The organism is Pseudarthrobacter arbutini, assembly GCF_054510915.1.
Genome location: NZ_JBTNDQ010000016.1, coordinates 120,982 through 136,450 on the forward strand (window position 1 = coordinate 120,982; position 15,469 = coordinate 136,450).

General features: G+C 64.8%; 14 protein-coding genes. 8 read left to right on the plus strand and 6 right to left on the minus strand.

Annotated elements, in window-relative coordinates; genetic code table 11:
- The first annotated feature begins 98 nt into the window (after positions 1-98).
- The 3 genes from ACX80V_RS17745 to ACX80V_RS17755 all read left to right on the plus strand — a co-directional run bounded on the left by ACX80V_RS17745 (position 99) and on the right by ACX80V_RS17755 (position 3,977).
- Positions 99-350 carry a PLDc N-terminal domain-containing protein gene (locus tag ACX80V_RS17745; RefSeq protein WP_141139620.1) on the plus strand — a complete coding sequence of 84 codons (252 nt, stop codon included), beginning with the start codon at positions 99-101 and terminating at the stop codon, positions 348-350.
- A gap of 71 nt (positions 351-421) precedes the next feature.
- Entirely contained in the window at positions 422-2,668 is a 2,247-nt protein-coding gene (locus ACX80V_RS17750) for an McrB family protein (protein ID WP_485844247.1), read from the plus strand.
- 106 nt (positions 2,669-2,774) lie between these two features.
- Entirely contained in the window at positions 2,775-3,977 is a 1,203-nt protein-coding gene (locus ACX80V_RS17755) for a 5-methylcytosine restriction system specificity protein McrC (RefSeq protein ID WP_485844260.1), read from the plus strand.
- Here ACX80V_RS17755 and ACX80V_RS17760 read toward each other — a convergent pair.
- The gene (locus ACX80V_RS17760) at positions 3,974-5,629 is read right to left on the minus strand and encodes a sensor histidine kinase (protein WP_485844248.1); all 1,656 of its coding nucleotides are present in this window, start codon (positions 5,627-5,629) and stop codon (positions 3,974-3,976) included. The genes ACX80V_RS17755 and ACX80V_RS17760 overlap by 4 nt on opposite strands.
- A gap of 100 nt (positions 5,630-5,729) precedes the next feature.
- Here ACX80V_RS17760 and ACX80V_RS17765 point away from each other — a divergent pair, with 100 nt between their 5' ends.
- Positions 5,730-6,500: a response regulator transcription factor gene (locus tag ACX80V_RS17765; RefSeq protein WP_248762222.1), complete on the plus strand. Its 771-nt coding sequence runs from the start codon at positions 5,730-5,732 to the stop codon at positions 6,498-6,500.
- On the opposite strand, the gene ACX80V_RS17770 is transcribed toward ACX80V_RS17765, so the two are convergent.
- The 3 genes from ACX80V_RS17770 to ACX80V_RS17780 form a co-directional block, all read right to left on the minus strand.
- Positions 6,473-6,883 carry an Hpt domain-containing protein gene (locus ACX80V_RS17770; protein ID WP_485844249.1) on the minus strand — a complete coding sequence of 137 codons (411 nt, stop codon included), beginning with the start codon at positions 6,881-6,883 and terminating at the stop codon, positions 6,473-6,475. The genes ACX80V_RS17765 and ACX80V_RS17770 overlap by 28 nt on opposite strands.
- A 249-nt stretch (positions 6,884-7,132) precedes the next feature.
- On the minus strand, positions 7,133-7,561 hold the full coding sequence (locus tag ACX80V_RS17775) for a very short patch repair endonuclease (protein WP_485844250.1): 429 nt from the start codon (positions 7,559-7,561) through the stop codon (positions 7,133-7,135).
- A 19-nt stretch (positions 7,562-7,580) separates the two neighbouring features.
- Positions 7,581-8,015 (minus strand): pyridoxamine 5'-phosphate oxidase family protein, encoded by a 435-nt coding sequence (locus tag ACX80V_RS17780; protein ID WP_485844251.1) that lies wholly within the window; start codon positions 8,013-8,015, stop codon positions 7,581-7,583.
- A 233-nt stretch (positions 8,016-8,248) separates the two neighbouring features.
- On the opposite strand from ACX80V_RS17780, the gene ACX80V_RS17785 reads away from it, so the two are divergent.
- From ACX80V_RS17785 to ACX80V_RS17795, 3 genes are all read left to right on the plus strand, one after another.
- A complete protein-coding gene (locus ACX80V_RS17785; RefSeq protein WP_485844252.1) occupies positions 8,249-8,896 on the plus strand; it encodes a DUF6318 family protein in 648 nt (215 codons plus the stop codon).
- Between the two features lie 2 nt (positions 8,897-8,898).
- Positions 8,899-9,837: a PKD domain-containing protein gene (locus ACX80V_RS17790; RefSeq protein ID WP_485844253.1), complete on the plus strand. Its 939-nt coding sequence runs from the start codon at positions 8,899-8,901 to the stop codon at positions 9,835-9,837.
- 94 nt (positions 9,838-9,931) lie between these two features.
- A complete protein-coding gene (locus tag ACX80V_RS17795) occupies positions 9,932-11,002 on the plus strand; it encodes an alkene reductase (RefSeq protein WP_485844254.1) in 1,071 nt (356 codons plus the stop codon).
- 221 nt (positions 11,003-11,223) lie between these two features.
- On the opposite strand, the gene ACX80V_RS17800 is transcribed toward ACX80V_RS17795, so the two are convergent.
- Positions 11,224-11,520 carry a hypothetical protein gene (locus ACX80V_RS17800; RefSeq protein ID WP_056346782.1) on the minus strand — a complete coding sequence of 99 codons (297 nt, stop codon included), beginning with the start codon at positions 11,518-11,520 and terminating at the stop codon, positions 11,224-11,226.
- A gap of 138 nt (positions 11,521-11,658) precedes the next feature.
- Between ACX80V_RS17800 and ACX80V_RS17805 the strand changes: the two genes are divergently transcribed.
- Positions 11,659-14,163, plus strand: a complete 2,505-nt coding sequence (locus ACX80V_RS17805; protein ID WP_485844255.1) for a Tex family protein — start codon at positions 11,659-11,661, stop codon at positions 14,161-14,163.
- A 111-nt stretch (positions 14,164-14,274) separates the two neighbouring features.
- Here the strand turns inward: ACX80V_RS17805 and ACX80V_RS17810 are convergent.
- A partial coding sequence (locus ACX80V_RS17810) for an HNH endonuclease signature motif containing protein (RefSeq protein WP_485844256.1) occupies positions 14,275-15,469 on the minus strand: 1,195 nt, incomplete at its 5' end.

Below are 15,469 nucleotides of genomic sequence, written 5' to 3' on the forward strand. Positions count from 1 at the left end.
CCGTCACGTTTTGAACCGTACGGCGCCGTGCCTGCACACCCGTTGCGCAGGCACGGCGCACACCGGAAACTGGAAATACCCACTAAGGAGCGTTGACCATGGCCAAGAAAAACAAAAAGACCTGGAAAGAGATGTCACCGGCGGCACGGGCGGGATTCGTGGTCATCGGGATAGGGCAGGTGGCGCTGATGCTGGCCGCCCAGCGCGACATCTCCAAGCGTCCGGCGGCGCAAATCAACGGGCCGAAGGCAGCCTGGCGGGTGGCCGCACTGATCAATTTCATCGGGCCGATGGGCTACTTCATTCTGGGGCGCAAGCGGCCCGGAGCCGGACTCGGGGCGGTCAAGTAGCAGGCCTCGGATCTGCACACCGTCAGGGTCTTCGGAGCAGGCATCCAGTTTGAGCCTGTAAATTTGAACCCATGACCCCAAATCCCAAGACTGCCATGCACCGCGCCCTCGGTGTCTCAAAGGAGATCGAGGACGCGGCCTGGTTTGTGCTGGGACCGGGCCTGCAGGGCAAGCCGTCGGCCTTGGACGGGAAGACCCTGACTTGGACAGCGGAGGCTGCGGCGGAGCTGCTGGAGCGCCTGGACCGGGGAGCCGCGGACGCCAAGGCGCCCATGATGACCAACCTCCGGCAGAACCTCGACGACGCCTCCCGGGAGGCCAAGCAGCTGGCCGTGGAGCTGCTCTTCCTGCAGTCACTGCCCCTGGCGCACGAGGTCAAGTCGCTGAAGGTCAAACGCGCCCGCGTGGCGGAGGCCGCGTCCTGGCTGGAGACAGCGCTGGAGCCGCCGCTCGAGCTGCCCGAGGAACTCTACAAGGGCATGACGGACCACGGCGTGATCAGGGACCGCACCGCCGAATTCAACTGGACCATCTGGGACCACCTGAAGTGGCTCTGCCGGTTTGTGCAGCACGTGGACCAGCAGATTCCCGCGGCCATCGCCAAGGCGCTGAAGGACCCGCTGAAGTTCCACGAGCTCGCCGCGGGCACGCCGGCGGACCAGCCCGCCATCCGCCGCAGCATCGAGTACCTGGCCTGGCCCAGCTACTTCGAGCCGGTCGTGGCGGACGTGGAGCGGCAGGAAATCCGCGACGCCTTCGCCTCGCTGGTGGGCGGGGCCAAGGGCGATTCCGACGAGGAAATCACCGCGGACATTAACCGCATCCGCCTGCACCTGGATGAACAGGCGGGCCAGCGCATCGACTGGTACGCCCGCCAGCTGGTCAGCCAGTGGCGCAAAGTGGGGGATCCCGGCCGACGCGCGTGGCTGCTGCGTACCCACAGCGACAACGCTGACCTCCTCACCGCTTGGCAGGACGAGGAGAAGGTGACGCTCGACGTCGAACATCTCCGCCATCTGGACCCGGGCGTGACCGCGGGGCTGGTGCAGCACGCCGTGGACGAGGACTACAAGCATCTCGGCTACGTCGAGCGGGAGGACACCAAAACGGCGGTGTTTGCTTTCCTCACGGTCATGAAGCCGGGCGACCTGGTTCTGTTCCAGCACGCCGGCACCGTGCGGCTGGGCGTGGTGCTGGGCGAGCCCGAGCACAACGACGACAACCGCCGGCTGCGGCGCAAGGTGCGCTGGCTGGACGACGACGGCCACGCCGCCGCGGACCTGCCCCGTCACGTCCAGCGCCAGCTGGCCACCTCGGGGATCGTTGTTGATGTGACCAGGGTGGTGCAGGCGCTGCAGGCGCTAGTGCCGGCCGAGGCGGAACCGGAGGACGACGACGCCGACGCGCCTGCCGCCGTCGTGCCCCCCGTGCAGGAAGGCTTCCGCCCGCTGAGCCGCGACTTCGCGGATTCGCTGCACATGGACCTGGAGCCGCTGCAGGAGATCGCGGAACTGCTGGAGGAGAACCGCCAGCTGGTCCTGTACGGGCCGCCCGGAACGGGCAAGACGTACCTGGCCAAGCATCTCGCGGCGGAGCTGGCCCAGGACAGCACGGACGAGCGGGTGAAGCTGGTGCAGTTCCACCCGTCGTACGCGTATGAGGACTTTTTCGAGGGCTACCGGCCGGACAAGACCGACGAGGGCCAGGTGTCCTTCAAGCTTGTGGCGGGGCCGCTGCGCCGGCTGGCCGAGGAAGCCGCCAAGCCCGGGAACGAAAAGAAGCCCTATTTCCTGATCATTGACGAGATGAACCGCGCCAACCTGGCCAAGGTGTTCGGCGAGCTGTACTTCCTGCTGGAGTACCGCGATGACCGGATCTACCTGCAGTACAGCCCCAACGAGCCGTTTACGCTGCCGGACAACCTGTACATCATCGGCACCATGAACACCGCGGACCGGTCCATCGCCATGATGGATGCCGCCATCCGACGCCGGTTCGCGTTCATCGAGCTGCACCCGCAGACGGAGCCGGTGAAGGGGTCGCTGCTGCGGTTCCTGCAGGTGCGGGACCTGGACACCACACCGGCGCTGCTGCTCGATGCGCTGAACGCCGCCATCGACGAGTGGGACCGGGACCTGATGATCGGCCCGTCGTACTTCATGAAGACGGCCGCCCAGACGCCGGCCGGGCTTCGCCGGATCTGGAAATACGAGCTGATGCCGCTGCTGGAGGAGCACTACCACGGTCAGCTGACCCGGGCGCAGCTGGAGGAGCGGTTCGGGCTGGAGCAGCTGCTGGGACGCCTTGTTACCAGCTAAGCCAACCCACACTCCGGCCCACGGCGGCGCGGTGCACGGCAGCGCCGCGCCGGGCGCGGCCCACGACGGTGCAGCCCAGCGCGGCCGTGCACCGGCAGCGCGCCATCTGGTCCTCGACGAGCTGTCCAAAGGCGCCGTGGAACGCCTGGATGCCGCCAGCGCGGCCTTCGTGAACGCCAGCGGGCTGGCCAAGGCGTCGCCGATGGGCATGGGCTTGTACCGGATCGAGCCCGCGGGCAAGGTGGGGTCGGTCCGCACGGCCACGCTACAGCTGGATGTGCGCCCCAAGGACCGGCTGGGGCTGAGCCGGCTCCTGTTCCTCCTCAGCTATGCCGGTAATCAGGGCTTCCGGGCCGATTCCGTGGCGGCTGCCGAGGACCGCGAACTCTGGAGCGCGCTGGCCGAATCCCTCGCCCAAATGGCGGAGCGTGCGCTTGGACGAGGAGTCTTGCAGGGCTACCTCACCGTTGACGAGTCCCTCCGCACGGTCAAGGGCCGTATCCGGATTTCCGACCAGATCTCGCGGCGCCCCGGCATGCTGGTGCCGCTGGAAGTGTCCTACGACGAGTTCACGGAGGACATCGCCGAAAACCGGATCCTGCGGGCTGCGCTGGAGCGGATGGGACAGGTTCCACGCGTCCGGCCTGAGGTGCTGAGCCGCCTGCGTCAGCTGAAGGGAAAGCTCGACGCCGTCACCCGCCTTCCAGCCGGCGCGCCCCTGCCGCCGTGGACCCCCAGCAGGATGAACGTCCGCTACCAGTCAGTGCTGCGCCTCGCTGAGCTGATCCTGCGGAATGCCTCCGCGGAGGCGGGGGAGGGGAAGCAGCAGACGGCGTCGTTCGTGGTGGACATGGCCCAGGTGTTCGAGGATTTTGTGGGCACGGCGCTCCGCGAGGCGATGGCTGCGTATCCGGGGGAGATGCGGCTGAAGTACAACGCTCTCCTCAGCGAGGCTGTCCACGATTCCGACAGGCTGTCCGTGCGTCCGGATGCGGTGCACCTTTTGGGCGGCCGGCCGGTAGTGGCCTACAACGCGAAGTACAAGGCCGCCGCTGACCTTGGCGCGTCCCTGACCGCCGACCACTACCAAATGCTTGCCCACTGCACCGCCCTGGGTGTGCCCACCGCCTGGCTCGTGTATGCAGGGGCGGGCGAGATGAAACTGCGGCGGATCCTTAACACTGACATCGACATTGTTGAGTTTCCGCTGGATCTGTCGCTGCCGCCGTCGGACATCCTGGCAGCTGTGGCGGACCTGGCGCGGCAGTCCTGGGGCGAAGTGGTCCGGACTGCCCGCGCCGGAGGCTAAACCGGCACCCGGAACGTGAAGGTGGTGCCCTGGCCCAGTTTGCTTTCCACCTGGATGGTTCCGCCGTGGGCCTCCACGATTGCCTTGCTGATGGGCAGGCCCAGGCCCACGCCGGGAATAGATGTCCGGCGGACGTTGCTGGTCCGGAAGAACTTGGCGAACACGTGGGCCTGGTCGTCGGCGCTCATGCCCATGCCGGTATCGCTGACGCGGCAGGCGACGTGGCCGCCGTCGTGCTCCAACGACACCAGGACGTTGCCGCCGTCGGGCGAGTATTTGATCGCGTTGGAGACCAGATTGTCCAGCACCTGGGAGATGCGGGGGCCGTCCACATGGGCCTCCAGCCTTGCTGGTATATCGGCTTTCAGCGCCACGCGGGAGGCGTCAGCCCGGGGCATCGCGGCGGACACGCTGGCCCGCACCAGTTCAGCGACGTCCACGGCGTGGGGGGTCACGATCAGTTGCCCGTTCCTGGTGGCGAGGAGGTCGGACACCAAGGTGAGGAGCCGTTCTGAATTGCGCTTGATGATGTTCAGCGGTTCCAGTTGGTCGTTGCCGGGATCGTCCTCCAGGAGGAGTTCCACGTAGCCCAGAATGGAGGTCAGGGGAGTCCTGAATTCGTGGGAGACACTGGAGACGAAATCATCCTTGGCGGCCAGGGCGTCCACCAGGTCTGTCACATCACTGAACACGATCACCGAGCCGGCGAACGTCCCGTCCGCGTCCTTCATGGCCCGGGCGCTGGTGGTGATGGCCCGCTGCTTCTTGCCTTCGCCCAGCCAGACCAGGTAGTCGGTGAATGTTTCGCCGAGGACGGCCCTCCGCACGGGGCGCTCCGCCACCGGGACTGGGGTGGTACGGTCTGCGGCGAAGACCAGCAGTTGGGACTCGTTCGGATCGTCGATGTCCTTCGGGCGGGCCAGTTCGTGGTTGGCGCGCTGCTTCCGGTTCATCAGGATGTCGTGTCCGCCTGCGTCGACGGCGAGGACGCCCAGATGCACAGTTTCAAGAACGGAGTTGAGCAAGGCTTCCTGCTGCCTTGTGCTGAGCAGGCTGGCTTGGAGCTGCTTGTCCTTCTCTTCCAGAACCCGCTGCTGACGTCTCAGGCTGAGCGTCAGCATGGTGACAGATACTCCGATCCCCAGCATCATGACGGGGACGAGTAGGGATTTGGCCAAGCTGGGGCCCGATACATCCCCGCGAAGCAGCAGCGGAACCCAGATGATGGCCAAGGGCCCGAAGAACGATAACCAAAGGGAGGCCCGCGGATAATAGCCTGAGGCGCACAGCCAGATGACGGGGAAAACCGCCAACAGGCTGATGCCGGTCAGGCCCTCTTGCCCGCCCTCCCTGCCCAGGGCGATGGAGACAAAGTCCAGGAGCGGAATGACCAGGAAGCTGGTGTGGGGCAGGCGGTCCCACGGCACGAAGTAACACAGAGCCATGATGGCCAGCTGGGAAACGAGGAAGGCCACGAAGAGTGGGTTGTCCATCGTCCCCGGGAAAAACGCCCACATCAGCAATGCCGTCAGGATGGTGGTGACGAACAGCGGCGTCTGGCTGAGGACAACCCTGTCCGTCAGCCGGTATTCATGGAAGGGGCGCCGGAAAAACTTGAGGCGACCCGTGGCCCACGTTACGGGTTCACTCATGAACGGCGGCTTGAAGTGGGAGTATAGGGGAATGCATACCAGCAGGATATCGGCAGCGGGCTATACTTCTCACGTTGTCAAGCTGGCGGAGGGGGCTGGTATGAGTGAAGCGCGAGTGGGTCTGGTCATCGAGGATGATCAGGATATCCGCGAGTTGGTACGCACGGTCCTGACTCAGGCGGGGTTTGACGTCACTGTCGCGGGCAGCGGATCCGAAGGGGTTAAGGCTGCGAGAATCTTGAATCCTGACGTTATAACGCTTGATTTGGGGCTGCCGGATATTGACGGGTTTGAGGTCTCCCGCCAGATCCGCGAGTTTTCAGATGCTTACATCGTGATGCTCACGGCACGGGCTGAAGAACTGGATACTTTGATTGGCCTCGAGTCCGGTGCAGACGACTACCTCACCAAGCCTTTCCGCCCCCGCGAACTCCGCGCGCGGATAGCGGCGATGATGCGCCGGCCCCGGTCGGTTCCGGACGCGGGGGAGAGCGCTCCCGTTTCTGATCGCCCGGCGGACGCCGTCAGTGACAGCGGAAACGGTCATTACAGCCACAACGGACTGGAGCTGAGTTACGCCTCACGGTCGGTCAGCGTGGACGGCCAGGAGCTCAACCTGACCCGGACCGAGTTCGAACTCCTGTATGCCCTGCTCGAGGCGGGACGGACTGTCCGGACCAAATCGGATTTGGTGCGTCGGCTCCGGGACGAGGATTACGACGTCGGAAGTTACATCAGCGAGGCGGACGAACGTTCCGTGGAGGTGCACATGGGCAACCTCCGGAAGAAACTCGGTGATTCACCGCAGCAACCGCGCTGGCTGCAGACGGTCCGCGGCGTGGGTTACCGGTTGGCGCCTGGCGGGCGCTGAGCCTGGAGCCTGTGCAGGGTCTGGCGGCTGCACAGGTTGATGGGCCGGAGGTAGTTGACGGCAAGCTGCGGCAGTGCAACGGAAGGTTCCGCACTCGGTGACTCTTCCCGGATTGAACGTTCAAGGTCCATGGCCAGGCCCGCCAGCCGTTCCGCGCCCACCATCTGGCTCGATGTCTTGAGGCTAAGGATCGCGTCCACGGCCCCATCCAGGTCTCCGGTGGTCAAGGCCAGCCGCAGCTTGCCGATCCGGAACGGCAGGCAGTCGATGAAGTTCCCAACGAAGACGCTGCAATAGCCCTCGTCCTCGTCGAGTTCGACCCGCAGCCGGTCAAGTACGGAGGGATCGACCAAGGGGCGCCCTGCGTCATCGGATGGTGCCATTTCCGTCCCTTCCGTTCGCGCCTGCCGCCCCCATAGCGGGATATGACTGGGTTTTGTGTCCACTTTCAGAGTAAATCTGTTACTTGGGGATGCAGTCGTTCGGGAAAAGGACTGCGGGATTCCTGAGGAGACTGCGGGTTTTTCATAGGAGTTCATCTTTGCTGGCGCCGATCAATTCGGGAGGCGGCAAAGGCTCAAGTTTGACTCAAGTTCCGGCTGGCGTTTCTTGCCTGCCGCCGGCTTGCCGGGCTATTTGCTGGCGCCGAGGAACTCCACCAGGTGGGCTTCGAGGGCAGAGCCGTCCTTCAACTCGCACTCCCACACGGTGAGCACCTCCCAGCCGGCGGCCATTAACTGTTGGCGCTGGTCGGCGTCGCGGTCTTTGGTGCGCGTGCGCTTGGCCTCCCAAAAGGCGGCATTCGCCTTGGGCGCGTGCTGGCCTACGCGGCAGTCGTGGAAGTGCCAGAAGCAGCCGTTGATGAAGATGACCTTTCGCCGGCCGGCGAATACCAGGTCCGGGCGGCCGGGCAGGCGGCTTTTGCCGGCCGTGCCGTGCAAGCGGTAGCGGTAGCCTTTGGCATGGAGGAGGCGGCGCACCAGCAGTTCCGGCTTGGTGTTCTTGCCCCTGATGCGGGACATGTTCCAGCTGCGCCGCTCGGGAGTGAGCCTGTCCGCCATGATTCCAGCCTAAGGGCTCCTAGATTTCGTGCTCCGGCTGGTCGCCCAGCTCGAAATGGCGGCCGCTGACGGACGTGGGCACGATCTCCACGTAGAAATCCTTCAGCGTCGGCACCCAAGATTTCAGGCCGAGCTCCTCGACGACGGCGAGCTCGGCTGAGTTGGTCAGGACGCGCGCCGTTCCCCGCAGCACCACGGACCAGGCTTCGTCCGAGAGGATACCGTCCGTTTCAAGCAGCACCCTGGAATTGATGGTGAGCTGCGCCAGCTTGTTGCCCGGTGCGGTGCGGAGGTAGATTTTCCGGTCCGAGGTGAGGTAGTTGACGGGGAATATATCCGGTTCGCCGGCAACGGAAACCACCAGCCGGCCGTGGCCGGTAGCTTCCAGGAGTTTCCAGGACTGCTCGTCGTCGAGCTCCAGAACGGGGTTGCCATCTGCGTGCGTAAACATCATGCAGCTTATTCTTCTACGTTCGGTAGAAGAATTCTAGAGGTTGTGCGTGGGAATCCGGTTCGGAAGGGGCTGGGAGGGCGATTGTCCGTGTGACTTTTTATTGGTCCTTCGCGGTGGTAGAACCGATGGCGGGTGGCTGTGGATAACTTTCATCGCTCAAATGTGTCCTGGGCTACCCTTAAGGTCATTGTTCGGAGCGAGGCGTCTTGAAACTATCGGGGGATTAGCTGCCCATGACATCGCACATCACTTCCACTACTTCGCGGCGTTCGCGCCTGCACCTTGTTGCTGCTGTTGCTGCTTCTGTTTTGCTGTTGACCGGTTGCAACTCGGGTGGCGATCCTGGGGGCACCTCGTCCGCATCTCCGACTTTGACGGCAAGCCCAAGCGCAACGCCAACCCCGACGGCGACTCCTGCTTATGTGCCCGCCTCGGCTAGCGGCCGTGCTCAGAACGTGCCGGTGCCGGTGCTTCCGGAGGTCGCGAAGACGGAGACGAAGGAGGGGCTCGAGGCGTTCGTTTCGTATTGGTACTCGACTTTGAGCTACGCCTACGAGACTGGTGATACCAAGCCGGTGGAAGGCGTTAGCGGACCGAACTGTGTCTTTTGTGCGGGTCTTCGGGACGGGGTCGCTGCGGCCTGGAAAGACGGGCGTTGGGTGTCGGGAGGGATTATCGAGACGCCGAGACTTGAACCACGATTTACTTCGGGCGCACCGTCATATGTGACAGTTCAAGTCCTCCAAAAGCAGACTGAGATTCGCAAAGCTGATGGCAGCCTTTATCAAGAGCCTTCAAAGGCTACCAACGCAGCAAGCCAAGCCACGGCCGCTTTCGATGGTGGCAGGTGGGTACTAACTGACCTCGGACTTATCCGCTAGCTATGAGCCCAAAACTGAGAGTGCTGGTATCTATCGCGCTATCCGCGATAGTCCTGCCGATGACTCCTGCAGCACATGCGAATGATGAACCTCCGCACATCGGGCTTGGATATCAGGAGACGGGTGTTGGTGCGGGGGCCGACAAATATACTGTGGATCCGGGTTCCGGAGAGGTGGTGACGGTGGCACCAGGTCAGGTATCCACAGACCCCAACCAATACAAATACGAACTCCAATGCCACCTCGGTGGTGGAGACTTCGATTCAGTGTGTATACGCGACCAAATTGAATGCCATAACGGGCCGGAAGGCAACGAGGAAGGCATTCCCGTTGTCTGGCTGAGCGCACCCAAAGGCGTGGCAGATCCTGTATGGTCCCACCATTCGGGACCCACTTGTCTCTACGATGCTCGGCCCGAGGACCTCCTGCCGCGAATAGCCGCCCAGATACTGCGGCAGTTCGAGAGCCTGCCTATCAGCGCAGGAACGGTCGTCGCGCAGCCCAGCCCCAACACGCTCCGTGGTGCTGAGACAAACTTCTACGCCGACGCGTCCGAGCAACAGTTTGACGTGACGATGCTGGGGCAGCAGGTGCATGTTGTCGCGACGCCGGTTCAGTACACCTGGAATTACGGCGACGGAACGGTCTTCGGCCCACAACCTTCCATGGGCGGGCCGCTGCCGCAGGATCGCTGGGGTGAGACGACCCGAACGAGTCACGTCTACGCAAACACAGGCGATTTCCAGGTTGTCCTCACAACGTCGTTCCGTGGCACGTATTCCGTGAACAACGGGCCGCAGCTGCCAATACCGGGCCAAGGCCAGTTCAGCGCACCGCCGCAGGCCATCAGCGTCTGGCGGTCCATCACCCGGAACTACGCCGACGACTGCAACCAGAACCCGCAGGGACAAGGTTGCCCCGGCGTGGCATCGCCCCGATAGCCCCGCAGAGAGTGATCCGCGCCTCCATCGGAATACTTGCACGCGCCGCGCAGTTGGGCACAGCAGTACCAATTCACCTCGAAAGGACCTGCGCATGCTGTTTTCCCCCTTGACTCTTGGCGAGCTTGAACTGCCCAACCGCCTGGTAATGGCGCCCCTGACCCGTCTCCGCTCAGGCGAGGACGGTGTTCCGGGTCCCTTGGTTGTGGAGCACTACCGGCAGCGCGCGTCCCTGGGACTCATCGTCAGCGAAGGCATCTACCCGAGCCCCGCTGGACGCTCCTACCCGGGTCAGCCCGGTCTCGTCACTGCGGAGCAGATTGCCGCCTGGAAGAAGGTCACCGACGCGGTGCACGCTGAAGGCGGCCGGATCTTCGCCCAGATCATGCACGGCGGACGGGTTTCCCATGCGGACATCACCGGCGGCCATACCATCGTTGGTCCGAGCGCCGTCGCCATCGAGGGCGAGGTCCGCACCCCGTCCGGCAAGCAGCCGTATCCCGTCCCGCACGCGCTGACTATAGGCGAACTGCCCGTCGTCATGCAGGAAATCGTCACTGGCTCGATCAACGCCATTGAAGCGGGATTCGACGGCGTGGAGCTGCACTCGGCCAACGGCTACCTTCTCCACGAATTCCTTGCCCCGAACTCCAATGTCCGCGACGACAGCTACGGCGGCTCGCCGGAGAACCGGGCCCGCTTTGTGATCGAAACGGTCAACGCCGCGGTGGCCGCGGTGGGTTCGAGCCGCGTGGGCATCCGCATCTCGCCGGAGCACAGCGTCCAGGGCATCGCCGAAACGGATGCGGCCGATGTCCGCGCCACCTACGAGGTGCTGGTGGACAGCATTGCTCCGCTCAACCTCGCCTACGTCAGCATCCTGCACCACGAGCCCACGAGTGAGCTGGTCCAGGATCTCCGGGCGCGCTTCAACGGCACGTTCCTGGTGAACTCCGGCTTCGGCACCATGACCACTCGGGAGGAAGCAACCGCCTTGGTGGCTGACGGCCATGCAGATGCTGTGGTGGTGGGGCGCCCCGCCATTGCCAACCCGGACCTCGCGCGGCGCTGGAAGGAAAGCCTTCCACTGAACGAACCGGACCCGTCCACCTTTTATGCAGACGGCTCCATAGGCTATACGGACTACCCCGCGTATTCGGCTTAGCGGTCACTGCTGGCCTCGGCCAGAGATTAACGACGACGGCGGCACCCGGCTTGGGTGCCGCCGTCGTTGGCTGCTCGGTGTGCTGTCCCGGCAGCGCGCGCCAAATTAGCCATCCGACGGCTGTTTTGGCTCATCTTTCAACGTTGGCCCGCCCAGGTTCACAAGTGCTGAGCGGTAAACACCAGAATACTCCAGTGAATGGATTATTGCTAGGGAAATAGCTAAAGGTATGCTTCCCGGCCCGTTCCTTCGCGCATCACCAGCTTGTCGTCCTCGATGGACACGAGCAGGCTTTTGGGCTTTCCGCTGACTTTGGTAATGGCTTTCAGGCCGCGGTTGGTGACTTCCACTCCCACCTGCGCCCCTTTCGCGGGCAGCTCCACGGACGTTTCGTAGGCTTCTCCCAGCAGCGGGTTGGTGGACACGCCCATATCGCGGCGGACCTCCTTGCCGTTGACCATGACGGTGATGTTGGCCTCGTCGAATCCTTCCTGAAAGACGATGAGCAGTTCACGCATGGTGGCCCTCTTCCTCGAAATGATTGCCTGTGACGGCATATCAACTACAGCACTTCACGGCCCGGAGCGGAATACCCCGGCCGGCTGCCCGGCCGGGCGCCGCTGGAGACCACCAGGCCCGTAGGGCAAAATGTTCAGGTGACCCAACTCCCGCACGTCCCGTCCGCCCCCACGTCTGCCCCAACTTCGGACAGCGCCATCCACGCCCAGATCGCCGCCGAGCTTGGCGTGAAGACCTGGCAGGTCAAGGCTGCAGTGGACCTGCTCGACGGCGGGTCCACCGTCCCGTTCATCGCCCGGTATCGCAAGGAAGCCACAGGGACACTGGATGACACCCAGCTGCGCGAGCTCGACGAGCGCCTGCGCTACCTCCGCGAACTTGAGGACCGCCGTCGTACTATCCTCGAAGCGATTGCCGCGCAGGGGCAGCTGACCCCCGAGCTGCAGGCAGCGATCCTCGCCGCGGATACCAAGTCCCGGCTGGAGGACATTTACCTTCCGTTCAAGTCCAAGCGCCGCACTAAGGCCCAGATCGCCCGGGAAGCCGGGTTGGAGCCGCTCGCCGATGTGCTGCTGAAGCGGCCCGACCTGGACCCGGAACGCGAGGCTGCCAAGTACCTGAACGCCGAACACTCCATTGATGACGCGGCCGCCGCGCTCGCCGGCGCCCGTTCCATCCTGGTCGAGCGGGTTGCGCAGGATCCGGACCTCGCCGCAACCCTGCGCGAGCGGCTGTGGACGCAGGGACGGATGGTGTCGCGGGTCAAGAAGGGCAAGGAGTCCGACGGGCAGAAATTCGCCGATTACTTTGAGTTCGCCCAGGCGCCCACCGGGATGCCCTCGCACCGGGTGCTTGCGCTGTTGCGCGGTGAGAAGGACGGCGTCCTGGAGCTGGATCTCGCCGAGGCGGATCCGAACGACGACGACGCCCTGGCCGCCGCGCGTTCGCGTTACGAATCCGCTGTGGCCAGGTGCCTCGGGGTTGCCGATCGCGGCCGTCCCGCCGATTCGTGGCTGATCCAGACCGCGCAGCTTGCCTGGCGCTCTCGCGTGCTGGCCCGGCTGACCGCCGACCTCCGCGGACGGCTGTTCACAGACGCAGAGGACGAGGCTGTCCGGGTGTTCGCCGCCAACCTTCGCGACGTCCTCCTGGCCGCACCCGCCGGAAACCGCGCCACTCTTGGGCTGGACCCGGGACTGCGGACCGGCGTGAAAGTTGCCGTTGTGGACGGGACTGGCAAGGTGGTTGCCACCGACACCGTGTACCCGCACGCGCCTGCCCGGAAGTGGGACGAGGCCCTCGCCACTTTGGTGCGGCTGGCCCGGAAGCACAACGTGGAGCTGGTGGCCATCGGCAACGGAACCGCATCCCGGGAGACGGACAAGCTTGCCGCGGAACTGATCAAGCTGCTGCCGGCCGCGGAGAAGAAACCGCAGAAACTGGTGGTTTCCGAGGCCGGGGCGTCGGTGTATTCCGCGTCGGCGCTGGCCTCGGCGGAGCTGCCGGGCATGGATGTGTCCCTGCGTGGAGCCGTTTCCATTGCGCGGCGGCTGCAGGACCCGCTGGCGGAATTGGTGAAGATCGATCCCAAGTCCATCGGCGTGGGGCAGTACCAGCACGACGTCACGGCGTCGAAGCTGGACCGCAGCCTGGACGCGGTGGTCGAGGACTGCGTGAACGCAGTGGGCGTTGACGTGAACACTGCGTCGCCCGCGCTGCTGAGCCGGGTGGCCGGCGTCGGGCCTTTACTGAGCGAGAACATTGTGGCGTACCGGAACGAACACGGGCCGTTTGCCAAGCGCAGCGAGCTCAAGAAGGTGCCCCGCCTGGGTGCGAAGGCGTTTGAGCAGTGCGCCGGCTTCCTGCGGATCACCGGCGGAGCAGAGCCGCTGGACGCGTCGAGCGTGCACCCCGAGGCGTACCCGATTGCCCGGAAAATCCTGGTGGCCGCTGGCTCGGCGCCGGCGTCCTCACTTGATCCGCGCGCTTTCGTCGACGGCACCTTTGGTTTGCCCACGGTCCAGGACATCCTGGCGGAACTGGACAAACCAGGACGCGATCCCCGACCCGCTTTTGCCGCGGCAACCTTCTCCGAAGGCATCGAGAAGATCTCCGACCTCAAGCCCGGCATGGTGCTCGAGGGGACCGTCACCAATGTGGCCGCGTTCGGCGCATTTGTGGACGTTGGAGTGCACCAGGACGGACTGGTTCACGTGTCTGCGCTGGCCAACCGCTTTGTCTCCGATCCCCGCGAGGTGGTGAAGTCCGGGCAGGTTGTGCGCGTGAAGGTGCTGGAAGCCGATCCGGAGCGGAAGCGGATTTCGCTCACACTGAGGCTCGACGACGAACCGTCGCCTTCTGGTGGGCGGGCGCAGGGCGGACGTTCGGAAGGGGGCCGGCCTGAAAGCGGTCGGCCAGCTGGGGGACGCCCTGCCGGGGGCCGTCCGGGAGATGCACGCCGAGACTCAGGTGGGCGCGACTCGGGTGGGCAGCGCGGACGCGGGGCCTTGAGCCCCGGCGACAACGCATCGACTTCGAAGCCCGATCCGAAGTCGTCCGGCGGCCGGCCGCAGGCACCGAATCCGGTGCCTGTAAACACCGCCATGGCAGAGGCCCTCCGCAAGGCTGGCCTCGGCAAATAGACACGTGCTGATTGGGACCCACTCGGAGTAGCTCGCTCAGTCAGCGGCCAAGTTGGCCATGGGAGGTCGTCGTCAGGCATCGGCTCGCGCATAGCGAGGTCACGGTCCAGCTCACGGCGTTCGGACAGGACTCGGTCCGGCGATCGCTGGCTCCGGATGTTCGGCCATATTGTTGGCCATATGTTCGGTCATTGCCTGAAAGTGGTCTGGCCAGTGTGGTGGTTCCCAGTCGGGGTGTTCGCTTTGGTAGTGGCGTCCGGTGGGTGATGTCCAGCCGGGTGGTTCGTTCTTGGTTGCGGTGGTAGGTTTCCAGGCCGTGGTGTGGCGGATTCGGTGGTGTTTGTGGCAGGGCTGGCCGAGATTGCTGATCCCGGTGCTGCCTCCTTTGGCCCAGGCGAGGAGATGGTCGGCTTCGTTGTCGAGGGACTGGTTGCTGCAGCCGGGGAACGGGCACTTCCCATCCCGCAGCCTGAGCCATTGGCGTTGGGCTTTCGTCACCCGGTAGCTGGTCCGCCCGATCTCAAGCGGGGCACCGTCGCGTGGGTCGATCAGGACGCGGTGGAAGGACTCTGCGCCGTCGACGACGAGACGGCGGGCCATGGAGGGCGGGATTGGCCCGTACCCGTCGAGCATGCCGGGTTCGTCGGTGAGGCCGAGCAGCGACATTACCGGGACCGTGATCAGCACCTGCGCCCGCGGGGATGGAACACCGCCGCTCACTGCCAGGCCCGTTTCGCCGATGCCGCCCGTTTCGCCGGTACCGCCCGTTTCGCCCTTACCGCCGGACAGTGCCGTCATGCCAGCGGTTTCGGCGCCGGCGAAGCTGTTGCCAAGGAGCCAGGTCGCGGCGATGTCAGCCCGGAGCTGGCTGAGGGTCCGGCCCTCATGAGGTCCCTGGAGCGCCCTGGCGGCGGTGGTGGTGCGGTCCCAGATCCCCGTGGCCTGATCGGCGGGGAGGTACGCGGAGAGCCAGGCCATGCCGTCGCGGTCCGGCGCATACTCCACCCGTCGATCCTGGACACCGCGTGCGTGGCGTTTTTCGATGCTGACGGGGTGGTGGCGTTCCCGCCAGGTCCGGGCCTTGTGCCGGAACCTCCCGGGGATGAGCTCACCGGCCGGGCCACGTGCCGGATTCACCACGTGAGGGTCCAGGAAATGCGCCTCCAACGCCTGCGCCCCGGCGGGGTCCATGTTCACGGTTTCGTCGACCATAATCCGGGCGTGCTGCCAGGAAATCGTCCCGGCCTGCAGCGCGGATAAGGTCAGGGGCAGCCTGGTGGTGAGTTGGTGGGCCTCGGCCAACAGC